The sequence below is a fragment of the Metabacillus sp. cB07 genome, assembly GCF_016839225.1.
Taxonomy (GTDB): domain Bacteria; phylum Bacillota; class Bacilli; order Bacillales; family Bacillaceae; genus Bacillus_P; species Bacillus_P indicus.
This window is the reverse complement of the sequence record NZ_CP069296.1, coordinates 1,843,931-1,861,220: the sequence shown is the minus strand read 5'-3', so window position 1 is coordinate 1,861,220 and position 17,290 is coordinate 1,843,931. Positions and strand designations below refer to the sequence as shown.

Annotated in this window: 15 protein-coding genes; all 15 read right to left on the bottom strand. The window is 45.8% G+C overall.

The features are described from left to right. Positions 1–40: 40 nt before the first annotated feature. On the bottom strand, positions 41–1,384 hold the full coding sequence (ffh, locus tag JOJ89_RS09320) for a signal recognition particle protein (RefSeq protein ID WP_029281386.1): 1,344 nt from the start codon (positions 1,382–1,384) through the stop codon (positions 41–43). 12 nt (positions 1,385–1,396) lie between these two features. Continuing rightward, complete coding sequence (locus JOJ89_RS09315; protein ID WP_029281388.1) at positions 1,397–1,729, bottom strand: putative DNA-binding protein; 333 nt, start codon at positions 1,727–1,729, stop codon at positions 1,397–1,399. A gap of 324 nt (positions 1,730–2,053) precedes the next feature. Continuing rightward, positions 2,054–3,043 (bottom strand): signal recognition particle-docking protein FtsY, encoded by a 990-nt coding sequence (ftsY, locus tag JOJ89_RS09310; RefSeq protein ID WP_203290156.1) that lies wholly within the window; start codon positions 3,041–3,043, stop codon positions 2,054–2,056. A 15-nt stretch (positions 3,044–3,058) separates the two neighbouring features. Further along, positions 3,059–6,625 carry a chromosome segregation protein SMC gene (smc, locus tag JOJ89_RS09305; RefSeq protein ID WP_203290155.1) on the bottom strand — a complete coding sequence of 1,189 codons (3,567 nt, stop codon included), beginning with the start codon at positions 6,623–6,625 and terminating at the stop codon, positions 3,059–3,061. Positions 6,626–6,771: 146 nt separating this feature from the next. Then, the gene (rnc, locus tag JOJ89_RS09300) at positions 6,772–7,503 is read right to left on the bottom strand and encodes a ribonuclease III (protein WP_029281393.1); all 732 of its coding nucleotides are present in this window, start codon (positions 7,501–7,503) and stop codon (positions 6,772–6,774) included. Positions 7,504–7,592: 89 nt separating this feature from the next. Continuing rightward, positions 7,593–7,826, bottom strand: coding sequence for an acyl carrier protein (gene acpP / locus JOJ89_RS09295; protein WP_029281395.1), 234 nt, complete (start codon positions 7,824–7,826; stop codon positions 7,593–7,595). Between the two features lie 93 nt (positions 7,827–7,919). Then, positions 7,920–8,657: a 3-oxoacyl-[acyl-carrier-protein] reductase gene (fabG, locus tag JOJ89_RS09290; RefSeq protein WP_203290154.1), complete on the bottom strand. Its 738-nt coding sequence runs from the start codon at positions 8,655–8,657 to the stop codon at positions 7,920–7,922. Further along, positions 8,654–9,601 carry an ACP S-malonyltransferase gene (gene fabD, locus JOJ89_RS09285; protein ID WP_203290153.1) on the bottom strand — a complete coding sequence of 316 codons (948 nt, stop codon included), beginning with the start codon at positions 9,599–9,601 and terminating at the stop codon, positions 8,654–8,656. Before fabD ends, fabG begins: the two co-directional genes overlap by 4 nt. A 20-nt stretch (positions 9,602–9,621) precedes the next feature. Beyond that, a complete protein-coding gene (plsX, locus tag JOJ89_RS09280) occupies positions 9,622–10,614 on the bottom strand; it encodes a phosphate acyltransferase PlsX (RefSeq protein ID WP_029281400.1) in 993 nt (330 codons plus the stop codon). Continuing rightward, positions 10,598–11,197 (bottom strand): transcription factor FapR, encoded by a 600-nt coding sequence (fapR, locus tag JOJ89_RS09275; protein WP_029281403.1) that lies wholly within the window; start codon positions 11,195–11,197, stop codon positions 10,598–10,600. The genes plsX and fapR overlap by 17 nt, the downstream gene beginning before the upstream one ends. A gap of 107 nt (positions 11,198–11,304) precedes the next feature. Continuing rightward, entirely contained in the window at positions 11,305–13,359 is a 2,055-nt protein-coding gene (gene recG / locus JOJ89_RS09270; protein WP_029281405.1) for an ATP-dependent DNA helicase RecG, read from the bottom strand. Further along, positions 13,346–14,233, bottom strand: a complete 888-nt coding sequence (gene sdaAA, locus JOJ89_RS21135; protein ID WP_029281407.1) for an L-serine ammonia-lyase, iron-sulfur-dependent, subunit alpha — start codon at positions 14,231–14,233, stop codon at positions 13,346–13,348. The genes recG and sdaAA overlap by 14 nt, the downstream gene beginning before the upstream one ends. Before the next feature lie 25 nt (positions 14,234–14,258). Next, positions 14,259–14,921: an L-serine ammonia-lyase, iron-sulfur-dependent subunit beta gene (gene sdaAB, locus JOJ89_RS09265; protein ID WP_029281409.1), complete on the bottom strand. Its 663-nt coding sequence runs from the start codon at positions 14,919–14,921 to the stop codon at positions 14,259–14,261. A 165-nt stretch (positions 14,922–15,086) separates the two neighbouring features. Beyond that, positions 15,087–16,754, bottom strand: a complete 1,668-nt coding sequence (locus JOJ89_RS09260; protein WP_029281410.1) for a DAK2 domain-containing protein — start codon at positions 16,752–16,754, stop codon at positions 15,087–15,089. Between the two features lie 17 nt (positions 16,755–16,771). Beyond that, positions 16,772–17,134 (bottom strand): Asp23/Gls24 family envelope stress response protein, encoded by a 363-nt coding sequence (locus tag JOJ89_RS09255; RefSeq protein ID WP_029281411.1) that lies wholly within the window; start codon positions 17,132–17,134, stop codon positions 16,772–16,774. Between the last annotated feature and the right edge of the window lie 156 nt (positions 17,135–17,290).

The following is a 17,290-nucleotide window of genomic DNA, read 5'->3' as shown; positions in this document are numbered from 1 at the left end:
ACCACTTTGTAAAGTGTTTTTTCTTAACACCTAAAAATTGTTACATGAACGGAAACTTCATTCCGCCTTTTTTCTTGCCTTTTGACATGCTTGTCATCTGCTTCATCATCTTTTTCATGTCCTCAAACTGCTTAAGCAGGCGGTTTACTTCAGGCACGGTTGTCCCGCTTCCTTTGGCAATACGCTTGCGTCTGCCTGAGTTGATGATTTCAGGATGCTGCTTTTCTTCCTTCGTCATCGAACGGATGATGGCCTCAACAGAGCCGATCTGCTTTTCATCGACTTGGGCATTTTTCAGGCCTTTGATTTTATTTGCTCCCGGAAGCATGCCGAGGAGCTCATCAAGCGGTCCCATGCTGCGGACCTGGCCAAGCTGTTCAAGGAAATCGTCAAATGTAAACGAAGCGGTTCTCATTTTCTGCTCGAGTTCTTTCGCTTTCGTTTCATCTACGTTTGCCTGAGCCTTTTCAATAAGAGTCAGCACATCACCCATACCGAGAATACGGGAAGCCATGCGCTCCGGATGAAATGCCTCGATCGCATCCAGCTTCTCTCCAAGACCGACAAACTTGATTGGCGTCTGAGTGACAGAACGGATGGAAAGCGCCGCTCCGCCCCGCGTATCGCCGTCAAGCTTCGTCAGAACAACACCCGTAAGTCCAAGCTGCTCGTTGAAGCTTTGGGCAACATTGACAGCATCCTGACCTGTCATGGCATCTACCACAAGGAAGATCTCATCAGGTTTTGATAATTCTTTTACCTGCTTAAGCTCGTCCATTAAGGTCTCGTCAATGTGCAGGCGTCCCGCCGTATCAATCAGAACATAATCATGATGCTCTTTTTTGGCGTGTTCAATTGCCTGTTTGGCAATCTCAACAGGACTTACCTGATCCCCAAGTGAGAAAACAGGCATACTCAGCTGTTTCCCAAGCGTTTCAAGCTGCTTGATTGCTGCAGGACGGTAAATATCCGCTGCAACAAGCAATGGCTTGCGGTTATGCTTTTTGCGCAGAAGGTTGGCAAGCTTTCCGGTTGTCGTCGTTTTACCTGCCCCCTGCAGACCTACCATCATAATGACAGTCGGCGGCCGGTTAGCAACAGCAATCTTGCTCTGCTCCCCGCCCATTAATGCAGTCAGTTCTTCTTTAACAACTTTAATGACCTGCTGGCCGGGCGTAAGGCTTGTCATGACTTCCTGCCCGACAGACCGTTCGCTTACTTTTTTAACAAAATCTTTTACGACTTTGAAGTTAACGTCCGCTTCAAGCAATGCAAGACGCACTTCGCGCATCATTTCTTTAACATCAGACTCCGACACTTTGCCTTTGCCGCGGATTTTTGCGATTGTATTCTGCAGTCGGTCGGCTAATCCTTCAAATGCCATACATGCCGCCTCCTAATCTAATTTCTCAAGCGATTCAACAAGCGATAAAACCTGTCCGTTCCCGTCCAGATCCGCCACTGCTGTTTTCAGCTGTTGTATCAGCTGCTGCCGCTTTTGAAATTTTTCAAAAAGCAATAATTTTTCTTCATATTGTTCGAGCATCGCCTCAGTCCGTTTAATATTATCATAGACGGCCTGGCGGCTGATGTCATACTCTTCAGCAATTTCACCCAAGGAGTAATCATCCAGATAATAAAGCGACATATAGCTCTTTTGCTTTGGTGTTAACAACGATTGATAAAAATCAAACAAGTAATTCACTCTCGTTGTCTTTTCAAGCATCACTAAGCTTCTCTCCTTTGTTAAGGGAATTGCCTTTACAAGCATTAGTTTACATTTTCGTCACATGTATGTCAAGTTTTTTTCTTGACTGCCAGAAAAGCGGAATCGCCCCAGCATTTCTCTAAACTGAGCACCGGAATTTTATTTTACTTGCCATTTTAGAAGAAACACTTGAATTTCTTCTTACTTTACTTGAAAATCCAGATCCATTACTTGCTTAAATCCCGTGTTTACTTGAAATTTCCCGGCTGTCTTCCAAAACAATCGTCTTCATTCTTCCTTAATAAAACCGCTCCCTTCAGCAAAAGGGAACGGCTTTCATTTATCCTATGCTTCTTCTACAAGATCCGCAAACAGGCCGTAGACGTACTGTTCTGCGTCAAATTCCTGGAGATCGTCCATTTTTTCGCCTAAGCCGACAAGCTTTACAGGGATGCTCAGCTCATTGCGGATGGCAAGGACGATGCCGCCTTTTGCCGTTCCGTCAAGCTTTGTGAGGACAATGCCTGTGACATTTGTCGCCTGGGAAAACTGCTTTGCCTGTACCATGGCGTTCTGGCCCGTGGTCGCGTCGAGAGCCAGAAGGACCTCATGCGGAGCACCCGGAATTTCGCGCTCGATGACCCGTTTTACCTTTTCGAGTTCGTTCATGAGATTGACCTTGTTTTGCAGGCGTCCTGCTGTATCGCAGATCAGCACGTCCGTTTTTCTCGCTTTTGCCGCCTGAACAGCATCGAACATGACGGCTGCCGGATCTGAGCCTGCGGATTGCTTAATTACATCCACTCCCGCACGCTCTCCCCATACTTCCAGCTGCTCAATTGCGCCTGCACGGAAAGTATCTCCCGCTGCAAGGAGGACTGATTTGCCTTCCTGCTTCAGCCTGTGGGCAAGCTTGCCGATGGATGTTGTTTTGCCGACTCCGTTTACGCCGACAAACAGAATCACATTTAGGCGTCCTTCCTGAATGTTAAGCTTTGGAGACTCTTCATCTTCTCCTTCATAAATCTCAACAAGCTTCTCGGAAATCACTGACCTTACATCTTTTGAGTCCTGAATATTCCGCCGCTTTACTTCCATCTTCAGCTCATCTATCAGGTCCATCACTGTTGCAACGCCTACATCCGCGCCAATCAGTACTTCTTCAAGCTCTTCAAAAAACTCTTCATCTACTTTGCGGTACCGGGCAACGAGATTATTGACGCGTTCAGAAAATGATACTCTCGTTTTCGCAAGCCCCTCTTTATACTTTTCCGGTGAAGCATCAGGCTCCTGCTGCTGTGTAAATTTATCTTTTAACTTTTTAAAGAAACTCACTTAAGCTTCATCCTCTCATCTTGATTCGGCAAATTCTTTCGTTTCCTCCAGGCGGACTGAAACCATCTTGGATACGCCTGATTCCTGCATCGTTACGCCGTAGAGTACATCTGCATCTTCCATTGTGCCTTTTCTGTGTGTAATCACAATAAACTGTGTATCCTGGCTGAATTTTTTAAGGTACTGCGAAAATCTGTGTACATTGGCCTCATCAAGGGCTGCTTCGACTTCATCGAGCACACAGAATGGAACCGGCCTCACTTTTAAAATGGAGAACAGAAGGGCGATGGCTGTAAGAGCCCGCTCTCCGCCAGACAAGAGGCCCAAGTTCTGCAGTTTTTTGCCAGGTGGCTGAGCGACGATATCCACACCGGTGTTCAGCAGATCGTCCGGATTTGTAAGCCTGAGCTCCGCCCGGCCCCCTCCGAAAAGAGCCTGAAAAACACTTTCAAAGTGTGACCTGATTTCAGTAAAGGTCGTGTGGAATCTCTTCTTCATTTCTTCATCCATCTCACCGATTACCTGATGGAGTGTATCTTTGGCCTCCTGAAGATCGTTGCGCTGGTCTGTCAGGAAATGATAGCGTTCGGACACTCTCTCGTATTCATCGATGGCGCCAAGGTTGACAGTGCCCAGTTCTTCAATCGCAAGCTTGATCAGCTTGACCCGTTTTCTCGCTTCTGCAGCATCTGTCTGAAGCTCATACTTTTCTTTTGCCGCTTCAAACGAAAGAAGATACTCTTCGCGAAGATGATTGAGCCTGTTATCAAGCTCCACATCGTAACGGTTCAGCTTAACTTCCTCATCCTTCAGCAGCTCTGAAAGCTGTTTATACTGCCTGTTCAGTTCTTTGACTTCTTTTTCTGCTGTTTCAAGCTGATCCTGAAGCTTCAGGCGCTGACTTCTTCTAACAGAAATAAGTTCAATCGTTTTATTTTTATCTTCCCGCTTCTCTTGTGCTGTTTGCTCGAGTTTTTCTTCCCCGGAGAAATCAGAATTCATTTCATCCTGAAGAAATTCCAGGTCTTCCTTAGCTTCGCGGTATTTTTTCTGCTGCGCGAGCCATTCATGCTCTGTCCGTTCAGCAAGGCCGCGCTGATTTTCAAGCGCCTGTTTTTTGCCGGCAAGTACGACCTTTACGTCTGTTATGTCTGACTGAACTTCTTCCTTGGACATTTGCTGACTGGATTTTTTAGCGCTCAATTCAGCAATAAGCTGATCGAGCTCTCTTTTTTTGCTGTCATCCTTTTCAAGTCTCTCGGTCAGTTCTTCTTTGCGCTTTACCATTCTGGCCTTTTCTTCCTGATATGATTCTTTTTCGGCATCATAAAGAGAAAGATGGCTGTTCACATTCTTCTCCATCATTTCAAGTTCTTTCAGGTCTGACCTGACAGCCCCTGTATCCATACGGAGCTGTTCTCCTTTTTCCCTGAGAGATTCAAGGCTCTTTTCACCCTCTGAGATCGACAATTTCAGTGATTTGACCTCTTGTTCAAGCTGATTTGTCTTATCGGACATTTCGCTGAACTGTTTGTCGATCGTTTCCAGTTCGCGGCTTCTGCTGAGAAGAGAATTGTTCTTTTGCTTTACTGCGCCGCCTGTCATCGATCCGCCAGGATTAACAACATCTCCGCCGAGGGTCACAAACCTGAAACGGTAGTTTAAAAGACGCGCCAGTTCATTTGCCCCCTTGAGATCTTCTGTCACAATGACCGTTCCAAGGAGATTTAAAACAGCTTTCCGGTAAACAGGGTCATACTCAGTCAAATCAGAGGCAATCCCTTTAAATGCCGGATGGCTGCGCAGTGTCTGCAGATCCTGAGCAGATACGGTCCTTTCCTTCATAACAGTGAGCGGAAGAAATGTTGCCCGTCCAAATGCATGCTTCTTTAAGTACGCGATAGCGGTTCTTGCCGCCTGTTCGTTCTCTACGACAACATGCTGGGCTGCCCCGCCGAGAGCAATTTCAATGGCCGTTTCATAGAGTTTATCCGTTGAGATAAGCTCCGCAATGGCCCCGTGAATTCCTTCAAGGTCATTCCTGCGTTTCAGGATCTCCTTTACTCCCTGGAAGAACCCTGCATAATCTTCCTGCATCGATTCGAGCATTTCCTTGCGCGATTTCGTCTGCTGCAGATATTGATAGGCCTGGTAAAGAGCTGTTTCCCTCTTTTGGTAGGCTGCTTTTTTATGCTCAAGGCTTGTCTGGGCGGTTCTGAACGTCTTAATTTGCTCATCCAGGTCTGCTTCAAGAAGGGAAAGTCTCGCCTCAAGCTTTCGTTTTTTCTCTTCCGTTTCGCTTCTCTCGCTCAAATACTTTTGATTGGCTTCTTTCAGGCGGCCGGTCTTTCTTGCCTGCTGCTCAATCTGCTCATTTATGTATGTGATTTCATTTTTCGCCTGGGCTTCTGCATTTAATAGATCAAAGTATTCGCTTTTAAGCGATTCAATCTTTTCTTCCATGTTCTGATCAAAGGAGGACAGAAGAGACTGTTTCTGCTGAAGCTGTTCTTTAAGGTCTGCCACTTCAGACTGCAGAGCTTTAAGTGTTCGCGACTGTTCTTCTTTTTCCTTTTCGAGCGCATGGATGCGTTCTGATGCTTCTTTTACCGCATGCTGGAGCTGGGATTTGTTCTGGCTTGCATTTTTTTTCCGTTCTTTGAGAACTTCTTTTCTGCCTTCCAGCTTTTCAAGGTCTTCACTTGCAAGAAGGAGCACCTGCTGAAGATCATTGATGGATTCATCAAGCGCGTGAGTCCGGTCTCTCACCTGTTCAATATCCGCTTCTTTTTTCTGAACAGCGGCATAGAGACTGCTTTCTTTCAATTTCCCGTCTTCTACTGCTTTTGAAAGAGCTTCCCATTTTTGATGAAGTTCCTCAATTTCATAGACGGTCAAAGCTACTTCAAACTGCTCGAGTTCCTCTTTTTTCTCCAAATAGTCTTTCGCGATAGAAGCCTGGATTTTAAGAGGCTCTACCTGTCCTTCAAGCTCATGGAGAATATCCTGGACGCGGTTCAGGTTTTCCTGCGTTTCAGCCAATTTGTATTCGGCTTTTTTCTTTCTCGTTTTATATTTAAGTACGCCTGCTGCTTCTTCAAAGATGCTGCGGCGCTCTTCTGCTTTGCTGCTTAAAATTTCTTCTACTTTTCCCTGGCTTATGATTGAAAAAGCTTCTTTTCCGAGCCCGGAATCCATAAAAAGGTCGACAATATCCTTCAGACGGCAAGTCTGATTGTTTATCGAAAACTCACTTTCACCGGATCTGTACACTCTTCTCGTAACAGAAACCTCGTGATAGTCGATCGGCAAAAACTGATCCCCGTTATCAAGAGTCAGTGTGACTTCCGCCATGTTGACGCCTTTTCTTGAGTCGCTTCCGGCAAAAATGATATCTTCCATTTTCGTTCCGCGGAGAGATTTGGCCGACTGTTCTCCAAGCACCCATCTGATGGCATCCGTGATATTGCTTTTCCCGCTGCCGTTTGGTCCGACAACAGCTGTAACACCTTTTACAAAATCGACATTCACACGTTCAGCGAATGACTTAAATCCTACAATATCCAAACGTTTGAGGAACATTATGGATCCTCCCTACTATTCTATAAAATCATCCATATTCTATCATAATTTCTGCCCCGCAGGTTTAAAAACATATGCAAAAGGACTTGCCCGGCAGAAAATCGCTGTACATAAAGAGAACCCCCTTGTATTCGGGGGTTTATCCATTAAAGCGGCTTCAGTTTTGTTAAGGCTTCCTGTGCCGCGTGCTGCTCGGCCGCTTTTTTTGATTTTCCGCTGCCTGTTCCGAGGATCTCGCCGTTTAACGAAACCGTTGCAACGAACTCTCTGTTGTGGGCAGGTCCTTTTTCCTGAAGAATTTTGTACTCAAGGGATCCTTTGCTGTCCCGCTGGACAAATTCCTGCAGCTGGCTTTTAAAATCCATCACATGAGAAAAAGCACCATCATTTATTTTAGGGAAAACGCATTTTTCGAGGAAATGGACCACAGGTTCAAGGCCTGAATCCAGATACAGTGCACCGATAAAGGCTTCAAAAACATCTGCAAGAAGTGCAGGTCTTGCTCTTCCGCCTGTCATTTCTTCCCCTTTTCCAAGAAGCACCAGCTTACCGAATGAAAGCTCGTTTGCAAACGCGACAAGGGACGGTTCACAGACGATTGCAGCTCTGACCTTTGTGAGGTCTCCTTCGCTCATTGTCGGATATTTCTTGAATAGGAACTGGGAAATCGTCAGTTCAAGTACAGCGTCTCCTAAAAACTCCAGCCGTTCATTGTCTTCATACGGCTTTTTGCGATGCTCATTCACATAGGATGAATGTGTGAAGGCTTGGTACAATAATTTTTCATTTTGAAACGTATGGCCAATTTGCTCCTGAAATTGTTTGAATTCTGCTTTTTTGACAAACGATCTTCTCTCTCTGTAATTCATCTTCGGCATAATAACCTCCATCACTTAAACAACAGCATCTAACGTAATCTTTCAAAAGGGATAAAGCCCCGCCTTATAACGGGGCTTTATTTGCAACATTACTGTTGACTTTGTATGTAGTTCACAGCGTCGCCCACCGTTGCAATCTTTTCTGCATCTTCATCAGAAATTTCCATGTCGAACTCATCTTCAAGTTCCATAACAAGTTCTACAACATCAAGGGAATCAGCGCCAAGATCGTCCTTGAAAGAAGCTTCCATTTTCACTTCTGCTTCATCAACACCAAGACGGTCAACGATAATTTTCGTTACGCGTTCAAGTACTTCTGCCATAACATTTCACCTCCCCTCAAAGTATTATAGTGTATTATCCTTTTAAAAAACTAGCCGAAATCAATGATTGCAGAGCATGTGGAACATGTTTTTTTACATGACCATGCCGCCGTCTACATGAATGGTCTGCCCCGTAATGTAGCTGCTTTTTTCAGAAGCAAGAAACACGGCAGTGTGCGCGATGTCTGAAGCTTCGCCGAATCTTGCAAGAGGGATCTGTTTCAGCATTTCATTTTTCACATCTTCTGTCAGTTTATCCGTCATATCAGTCGTAATAAACCCGGGAGCAATCGCATTCACAGTAATATTTCGTGATGACAGCTCTTTAGCAGCCGTTGTAAGACCGATTACACCAGCTTTTGCTGCTACGTAGTTTGCCTGACCCGGATTTCCGCTGACGCCGACAATTGAAGCGATGTTGATGATTCTGCCGTAACGCTGTTTCATCATTTGACGGGTAACGGCTTTTGTTGTGAGGAAAACCCCTTTTAGATTAATGTTGATGACATCATCCCACTCGGAGTCTTTCATTCTCATCAGAAGGTTATCTTTTGTGATGCCGGCATTATTGATTAAAATATCCAGTCTGCCGAAACGCTCAACCGTTTCTTTTACCATCGCTGATACTGATTCACTGTCACTGACATCTGCCTGTACAGCAAACGCTTCTCTTCCAAGAGCTTTAATTTCGTCAACGACCTCATTTGCCTTAGCTTCGCTTCCGGCATAGTTGACCGCTACATTTATCCCATTCCGTGCAAGTTCAAGTGCGATGGCCCGGCCGATGCCTCTTGATGCACCGGTAACGAGCGCTGTTTTACTCTCTGTCATAACTGAACCTCCTTCAGTTTTTGAACAGCTGCTTCAAATGATGCCATATCTGAAACAGCTATCACTTCTGCACTCCGGTCAATTTTTTTCACAAGTCCGGAAAGAACCTTTCCAGGGCCGATTTCAACAAATACTGTTACACCCTGATCAATCATTTCTCTCACTGATTCTTCCCATCTTACAGGTGAATATAATTGTTCAACTAATAAACGCTTAATCTCATTTTTATCTGCAACAGGCTTGGCGGTTACATTGGCAACAGCAGGAATGGCCGCATCGTTTACCTCAAGTTCCGCAAGGACCGCTGCAAATTTTTCAGCAGCAGGCTTCATCAGTTCCGAATGAAACGGACCGCTTACATCAAGCGCAATAGCGCGTTTGGCACCTTTTTCTTTTGCAAGTGCCGATGCCTTTTCAACGCCTTCTGCTGTCCCGGAGATCACAATCTGGCCCGGGCAGTTTAAATTCGCAAGCTGGACAGAAAATCCTGATGCTGTTACCTCTTCTGTTACGCTTTTCAATGCATCCGCATCCATGCCCATGATTGCAGCCATAGCTCCTATGCCTGCAGGCACGGCTTCATTCATATACTCTCCGCGCTTTCTTACAGCGTAAACGGCATCCTCAAAGGACAGCACGCCGCTTGCAACCAAAGCTGAATACTCTCCGAGACTGTGCCCGGCTGCATAATCAGGCGAAATACCGTTTTCTCTGAATTTCGAGAGAATCGCTGTACTTGCCGTCAGAAGTGCCGGCTGAGCATTGTAAGTGAGTGTCAGTGTTTCCTGCGGCCCTTCAAACATAATCTCTGAAAGTTTCATGCCGAGTTTTTCATCTGCCGCTTCAAAAATGGACCGTGCCGTTTCTGACTGATCATGCACATCTTTCCCCATACCGACTGACTGCGAACCCTGACCGGGAAAAATAAACGCCAATTTACTCATGATAATCTCCCCTCATGCATTTAGTTATCGGCCGATTTCTCAACTGAACGTCTAATCGTGCCTGTTACTTCATTGCTGACCATTTCCCGCGCCTGGCGGATGGCGTTATAGACGGCGTTCGGATCTGATGAGCCGTGTGCTTTGATGACCGGCGCTTTTAAACCGAACAGCCCCGCACCGCCATATTCGGAATAATCCAATTTCCCTTTAATGACTTTAAGCTTTGGTTTCAGAACAGCTGCGGCAAGCTTTGACTGAAGATTGCTTGTCAGAGCTGTTTTCAGCATTTTGAACACAGAAAGTGCCGTCCCCTCAATGGTTTTAAGGGCAACATTTCCGGTGAAACCGTCTGTGACTACAACATCCGCGATGCCGTCAAGCAAATCCCTTGCCTCCACATTGCCGATGAAATGCAGATCTGAGCCTTTCAGCAGCTGGTATGCTGCTTTAGTTAACTCATTTCCTTTCTTTTCTTCCGTGCCGACATTCAGCAGGCCGACACGCGGCTTTTCAATTCCTCTTACTTTGTTTGCATAAATGGAACCCATCATGGCATATTGCAAAAGCTGCTCAGGTTTGGCATCAGCGTTGGCACCGACATCAAGCATTAAAAACCCGTTTCCTTCAATGGTTGGCAGCGTCGGAGCAAGTGCAGGCCTTTCAATCCCCTCAATCCGTCCTACAACGAAGAGCCCGGCAGTCATTAGAGCGCCGGTGTTTCCGGCGGAAATGCATGCATCCGCCTCCCCTTCTTTGACCGCGTTCGCCATCAGCACCATTGAGGCATCTTTCTTTCTGCGGACGGCTCTTACAGGCTCATCCGTTGCTTCGATTACCGTATCTGTATGTACGATCGAAATTCGTTCTTGATTTGTCAGATATTCTTTTATTAAAGGCTCTTTGCCGTAAAGTGTTATTTCAATATCGCTGAAAAGTGTGACAGCTTTCATTGCGCCTTCTACGATTGCTTTAGGAGCGTTGTCTCCTCCCATTGCATCAATTGCGATCTTCATTGCTGAAACCTGCCTTTTTTGTTGTTTTTGAACGGTACATGTCAAATTCTCCTGAAAAGACAAGCTCACTGCCTACATAGCTTGTGACTTCTACCGTCGTTCTGCCTTTTTCTTCATCTGTATGGATGACTTTTGCCTTTGCGACAACTCTTTCTTTTTCCTTTACTTGCCTTGTGAAACGGATATTTGCCTTTGCTGTAAGAGCAAGCTCGTCATCAATGACCGCCACTGCAAGCGAATTGGCCTGGGCGAATAAGTGATGCCCGCGGGCAATCTGATTGCGGCTGAAAACATGCTCTTTTTTCACTTCGAAAATCGATATCGCAGAAGAATCAAGCTCTAGATCAATAATCTCCCCGATCACTTCTTCTAAGGGCAGAGATTTCACTTCATCATCGAGCTGCTTTACTGCCACATGCTTTATCCGTTCTCTTAGCTCAGGAATGGAGAGTTCAAGGCGGTCAAGCCTGACCGTCTGGATACTGACCTGGAATTTATCAGCCAGTTCCTCGTCGGTAATAAAGGGTGTGTCATTTATTGTCTGCTTCAGCAGAGACTGCCGTTCTTTTTTGGATTTTCTCATTGCACTAACACCGTCCGCACTCTTAAGACTAGGTACTAATAGTAGTATATAAGCAAATAAAGCAGATTGCAAGGACTGATTGCAATCTGCTTCTGTCTCAAAATCTCTTAATCTAATTTTCCGCCGCTTATGATGCCTGATGCGTATACATAGTCACGAAGCTCCCTGTAGTCATCAGATTTCCAGAAGGCTTCTGACTGCACAAGCTTAGCCGCATCGTTTCTCGCCGTTTCTAAAGCCCTGTAATCATGGACCATGTCCGCCACTTTAAATTCCGGCATTCCGCTTTGTTTTCTTCCGAAAAAGTCGCCGGGGCCTCTCAGTTCAAGGTCCTTTTCAGACAGTTCAAAGCCGTCCGCTGTTTCTGTCATGACCCGCATTCTTTCTTTGCCGGTTTCAGATTTCGGATCTGCTAGCAGGATGCAATAGGACTGGGCGCTTCCGCGGCCAACCCGGCCTCTCAGCTGGTGAAGCTGGGACAGGCCAAAACGTTCTGCATCATAAATGACCATCACGGTTGCATTTGGCACGTTTACGCCAACTTCAACTACTGTTGTGGAGACGAGAATTTGAACCGCATTCTCACTGAATTCTCTCATCACTTCATCTTTTTCTGCACTTGAAAGTCTTCCGTGCATAAGCCCTAGCTTCCACCTGTCTCCGTAATAGTGTACAAGTGTGCTATGGACATCTATGGCATTCTGCACATCAAGCTTATCCGATTCTTCAATAAGCGGACAGATTACATAAGCTTGCCTGCCTTCCATGAGCTCTTTATCAATAAACTTAAGGATACGGTCAAGCATCTCATGCTTGACCCAGTAAGTTTCAATTTTTTTACGTCCTGCAGGAAGTTCATCAATGACAGATACATCCATTTCGCCAAAGGCCGTAATCGCCAGCGTCCTTGGAATCGGTGTGGCCGTCATAAAGAGCACGTCCGGATTTTCGCCTTTTTCGCGGAGCACCTTCCGCTGGCCGACCCCAAACCGGTGCTGTTCATCTGTTATCACAAGACCAAGCTTTGAAAAGTGAACATCCTCCTGGATCAGAGCGTGCGTACCTACAAGAAACTGTATTTCTCCTGACTCCACCCGTGCAAGCAATTCCCGTCTTTTTTTACCTTTTACAGAGCTTGTAAGAAGGGCTGCCGTAACGGGGAAGCCTGCAAAAATCGCGGTTAATGATTCGGCATGCTGTTCGGCAAGAATCTCGGTCGGAACCATGAGGGCTGCCTGATAGCCGGATAAATAGGCAGCATACATCGCAATCGCCGCAACGACGGTTTTGCCTGAACCTACATCTCCCTGGAGAAGACGGTTCATTCTGTAAGCAGATTTCATATCCGTCAGAATTTCGCCGATTACCCGCTCCTGTGCATTCGTCAAAGGAAACGGAAGAGACCCGATAAATTCTTCCAGTCTTTCCCTGTGAATTTCGTGGGAAACTCCCTTTGACTGTTCACGCTGAAATTTTCTCAGAGCCTGCATTTTCAGCTGAAACAAGAGAAACTCTTCATACACAAAATACCGCCTTGCATGTTTCAGATCTTCATGTTTAAGAGGGTGATGCATGGTCAGGATGGCTTCTTTTTTTGCGGGAAGCCTGTATGCCTCCATCAGCTGTTCAGGAATGACATTGCGAATCTCCGGGCCGTATTGGGTGAGGGCGTGATTAATCAGTTTCCTCATGGTTTTTACCGTTATATTTTCTTTCACGGAGTAAACCGGCTCGATCTCATGTTCTTTTGCATGAGGGCCAAAGACGATTTGGTTGGCCGTAATCGTCTGGCGGTGTTTGTCCCATTTTCCTGTAACCGTGACGACAGAACCGAGTTCAAGCTTCTTTTTATAATAAGGCTGGTTAAAAAAGACAGCGCTGATCAGGTAATTTCCGACTAGAATTCTTACAGTAAGCCGTGATTTCTTTTTGCTGAAAAAGGCAAGAGAAGGTTCGCTGTGAACCTTCCCTTCGACTGTCACCCGCTCATCATGCTGTACGTCCGCTAAGTCTTTCAGGCGATAATCTTCATAACGATATGGCAAATATTCAATTAGATCCATGACCGTCAGAATGCCCATGCTGCCCAGAACCTCTGCAGATTCAGGACCTACTCCTTTGACTGCACTGACAGGCTGCAGCAGCGGATTAACTGCGTTCATCAAGTGATATCCCAAAGATTTTTGCTTCAAGCTCCCGTCCTGTTGGCGTAGCGGCAAGACCTCCCTGTGCAGTTTCTTTAAGAGCTGTCGGCATGGATTGTCCGATTCTGAACATCGCGTCGATGACTTCATCGCAAGGTATGCGGCTTGTAATGCCTGCAAGCGCCATATCGGCGGCAATCATGGCATTGGCAGCACCCATTGCATTTCGTTTTACGCAAGGGACTTCAACCAGTCCCGCAACAGGATCACACACAAGCCCGAGCATATTTTTGAGGGTAATAGCCATTGCTTCTGCAGCCTGGCTTGGAGTCCCTCCGGCGAGCTCAGTTATCGCAGCAGCGGCCATGCCTGAAGCTGAGCCAACCTCTGCCTGGCATCCTCCTGCTGCACCTGAAATGGATGCATTGTTTGCCACAACGAATCCAAAAGCACCTGATGTAAACAGGAATTCAATCATTTCCTGCCTGCTCGGGTTTAATTTATTTTTTACAGCAAAAAGAGTCCCCGGAACAACACCGGCAGATCCTGCTGTAGGCGTGGCGCATATCGTTCCCATTGCTGCATTGACCTCGTTCGTTGCGACCGCCTTGCTGACAGCATCAAGAATGTATTCCCCTGAGAGAAAATTTCCTTTCTCGATGTATGCCTTCATTAGAACAGCATCGCCGCCCGTAAGTCCTGAATGGGATTTGACTCCTGCGAGCCCCTTTTCAACCGCCTGTTCCATGACCGTCAAGTTCTGGTCCATCATTTGAAGGATCTGCTCCCGGGATCTTCCGGTCATCTCCATTTCCTGCTGAATCATAATTTCCGCTATTTTAACGCCTTTGCTTTCTGCAAGTTCGACTAGTTCTGCTACATTGCGAAACATTTTTTTACCCCCAATCGCATCACGGTTAATCTGCTATTTTTGTCACCTGAAGAATATTCGGCAGTGTTTTCAGCTCATCAAGCACTGATTTGTCAATATTCTGGTCAACTTCAATGGTCATTAGCGCAAGCTTCCCTTTTTCCTTGCGGGCAACATTCATATGTCCGATATTAATCGCGTATTTTGCAAGCACATTCGCTACAGCTGCAATCGCACCAAAACGGTCATTATGAACCACAAGAATGGCAGGATGGTTGCCTGAGAGCTTCAGCTCAAAACCGTTCAGCTCTGTAATTTCAATCTTCCCTCCGCCGATGGAAATGCCGACAAGCTCAAGCTGGCCGTGGTCATCTCCAATAATCACACGGGCTGTATTTGGATGATCTGTAATCGCTTCTTCTTCGGTAAATGTCACTTTCATCCCTTTATCAGATGCAATGTCAAGCGACGTTTTAATCCGCTCATCAAATGTGTCAAAATCAAGCAGGCCGCCGATGATGGCTACATCCGTTCCATGGCCCTTATAGGTTTTTGCAAATGACCCATAGAATGAAATGGCTGCCCATTTAGGTTCTCTTCCAAATAAGCTTCTTGCTACTCTCCCGATTCTTGCAGCCCCTGCTGTATGTGAACTTGAAGGACCAATCATAATCGGTCCGATTATATCAAAAACACTTCTGTATTTCATATGCTCCCCCCTGAACATGCATAGCCTGTTGTCTCATGCTTGCTGTGTGTTTCCTTCATAGTTTATCAGATAAACACAGCTTAAGAAAACGGAATCATCACCAAAATTGCAACCTGAATTTGGACATAAGAAATAGAAGGGGATCGCCCTTCTATTCTTTCCTGCTTATTCGATTGAAAAAATGTAGGAATAAAGAGGCTGCTCCCCTTTATGGACTTCTACTTCCACATCTTCAAATTTACTTTCGATATAGGAAACAAGTTCCTGCATTTCATCATCGGCTGCATCAACGCCCTGAAGGACAGTCAATATTTCGTCGTCTTCTGTCATCATGGAATCAAGAAGTTTTTTGGCAGATGCCAGCTGATTGCGGTCTTTTGTCACAATCTTGCCGTTTGCAATACCCATGAAATCGCCCTTTTCAATATCAAGGCCGTCAATATTCGTATCGCGGACTGCGTACGTGATCTGACCTGTCTTAACCGTTCCAAGCGCTTCTTTCATGACTTCTTCATTCTCCTCAGCTGCTGCTGACGGGTTAAAGGCAAGCAGTGCTGCCATTCCCTGAGGAACGGTTTTAGACGGAATCACGATGACGTTATCATCCACAACAGACGCAGCCTGCTGTGCAGCCATCACGATATTGGAGTTATTCGGCAGAATGATCACTGTTTCAGCATTCACATCTTTAATGGCCTGGACAATGTCCTCTGTGCTCGGGTTCATCGTCTGTCCGCCTTCAATGACAGAGTGTGATCCGATGCTGCGGAACAGCTCGGCAATTCCTTTGCCCATTGTGACAGTCACAATACCGTAAGGCTGTTTTTCTTTCTTTTCAGCAGGCTTTGATGGTGCATCCCCGCTGTCAAGCAGACTAGTATGCTGCTGGCGCATATTCTCAATCTTCATATTGATCAGGCTGCCGTAGGTCTGTGCATATGTCAGAACTTTTCCAGGATACTCTGCGTGAATATGTACTTTTACAATTTCATCATCTGCAATGACCAGAAGGGAATCACCATGTTCACTCAGATCCTGTCTGAACGCATCTTCTTTGAATGGCTCTTTATCATCCTCAAAGCGCACCATAAATTCCGTGCAGTATCCAAATTCAATATCTTCTGTATTGATGTGGGATGCAACGCTTTTGTGGTGCTCTGCGCTCACAAGGTCCGTCATGGACGCTGCAACTTTGGCAGAAGACACTTTCTCACCTTTTAATACGGCAAGAAAGCCTTCATAAACAAACACAAGACCTTGTCCGCCACTGTCGACAACTCCTACCTCTTTTAGGACAGGAAGCAGGTCAGGGGTTCTTTTCAGTGATGCCTTAGATTCCGCAAATACAGCTTCCATCAATTGATCGATGCTGATCTCCGGCTTTGCCTCTATTGTATCAACAGCTTTTTTGGCTGAATCTTTTGCTACAGTTAAAATTGTTCCTTCAACGGGCTTCATGACCGCTTTATAAGCTGTGTTGACGCCAGCTTGAAGAGCAGCTGCAAATTCAGCTGCAGAAATCGTGCTTTTTGATTCAATTGCTTTTGAGAATCCTCTGAACAGCTGGGAAAGAATAACCCCGGAATTTCCGCGGGCTCCCATAAGCAGGCCTTTTGACAGTGCCTGACCGACTTTGCCGATATGCTCAGATACATGATTTTGAACCTCTTTCGCTCCAGATGTCATGGAAAGGTTCATATTCGTCCCGGTATCTCCGTCCGGAACCGGAAAAACGTTCAGCGCATCTACATAATCTGCATTGTTTGACAGGTGGCCTGCCCCCTGCAAGATCATTTCCGCAAAACGTTTTCCATCTAAAGTTGTAATTGACACGGACTTTTTCCTCCTTACTACGGGTTCGTTACACGAACACTCTGAACAAAAATATTGACTGAATCAACAGCTAGTCCGACTGTTTTATCCAGTGTGTACTTCACTTTCGTTTGAACATTATGTGCCACTTCAGAGATTTTCGTTCCGTAGCTGACGATAATGTACATATCAATGTTGATGTGATCTTCTTCCTGGCGGACAATAACGCCCCGGCTGAAGTTTTCTTTTCTAAGAATTTCAGTGATGCCGTCTTTGATCTGGTTTTTGGATGCCATTCCGACAATGCCATAACAGTCAATGGCTGCACCGCCAGCAACCGTTGCAATGACTTCATTGGATATGTCAATGTGTCCGTACTTTGTTTTCATCTCGATGGACATGATGGTTCCCCCTTTGGAATTGTTCGCATAGGCTAAAGCTATTTTACTATATACAGGCGATTTTTAAAAGTTATTCTGCGGCACAGCTTTAAGGACCTCTTACCCTATAGTATTATTCAGCATGAAATATTCATGTATGTCAAGGAAAAATTCTTG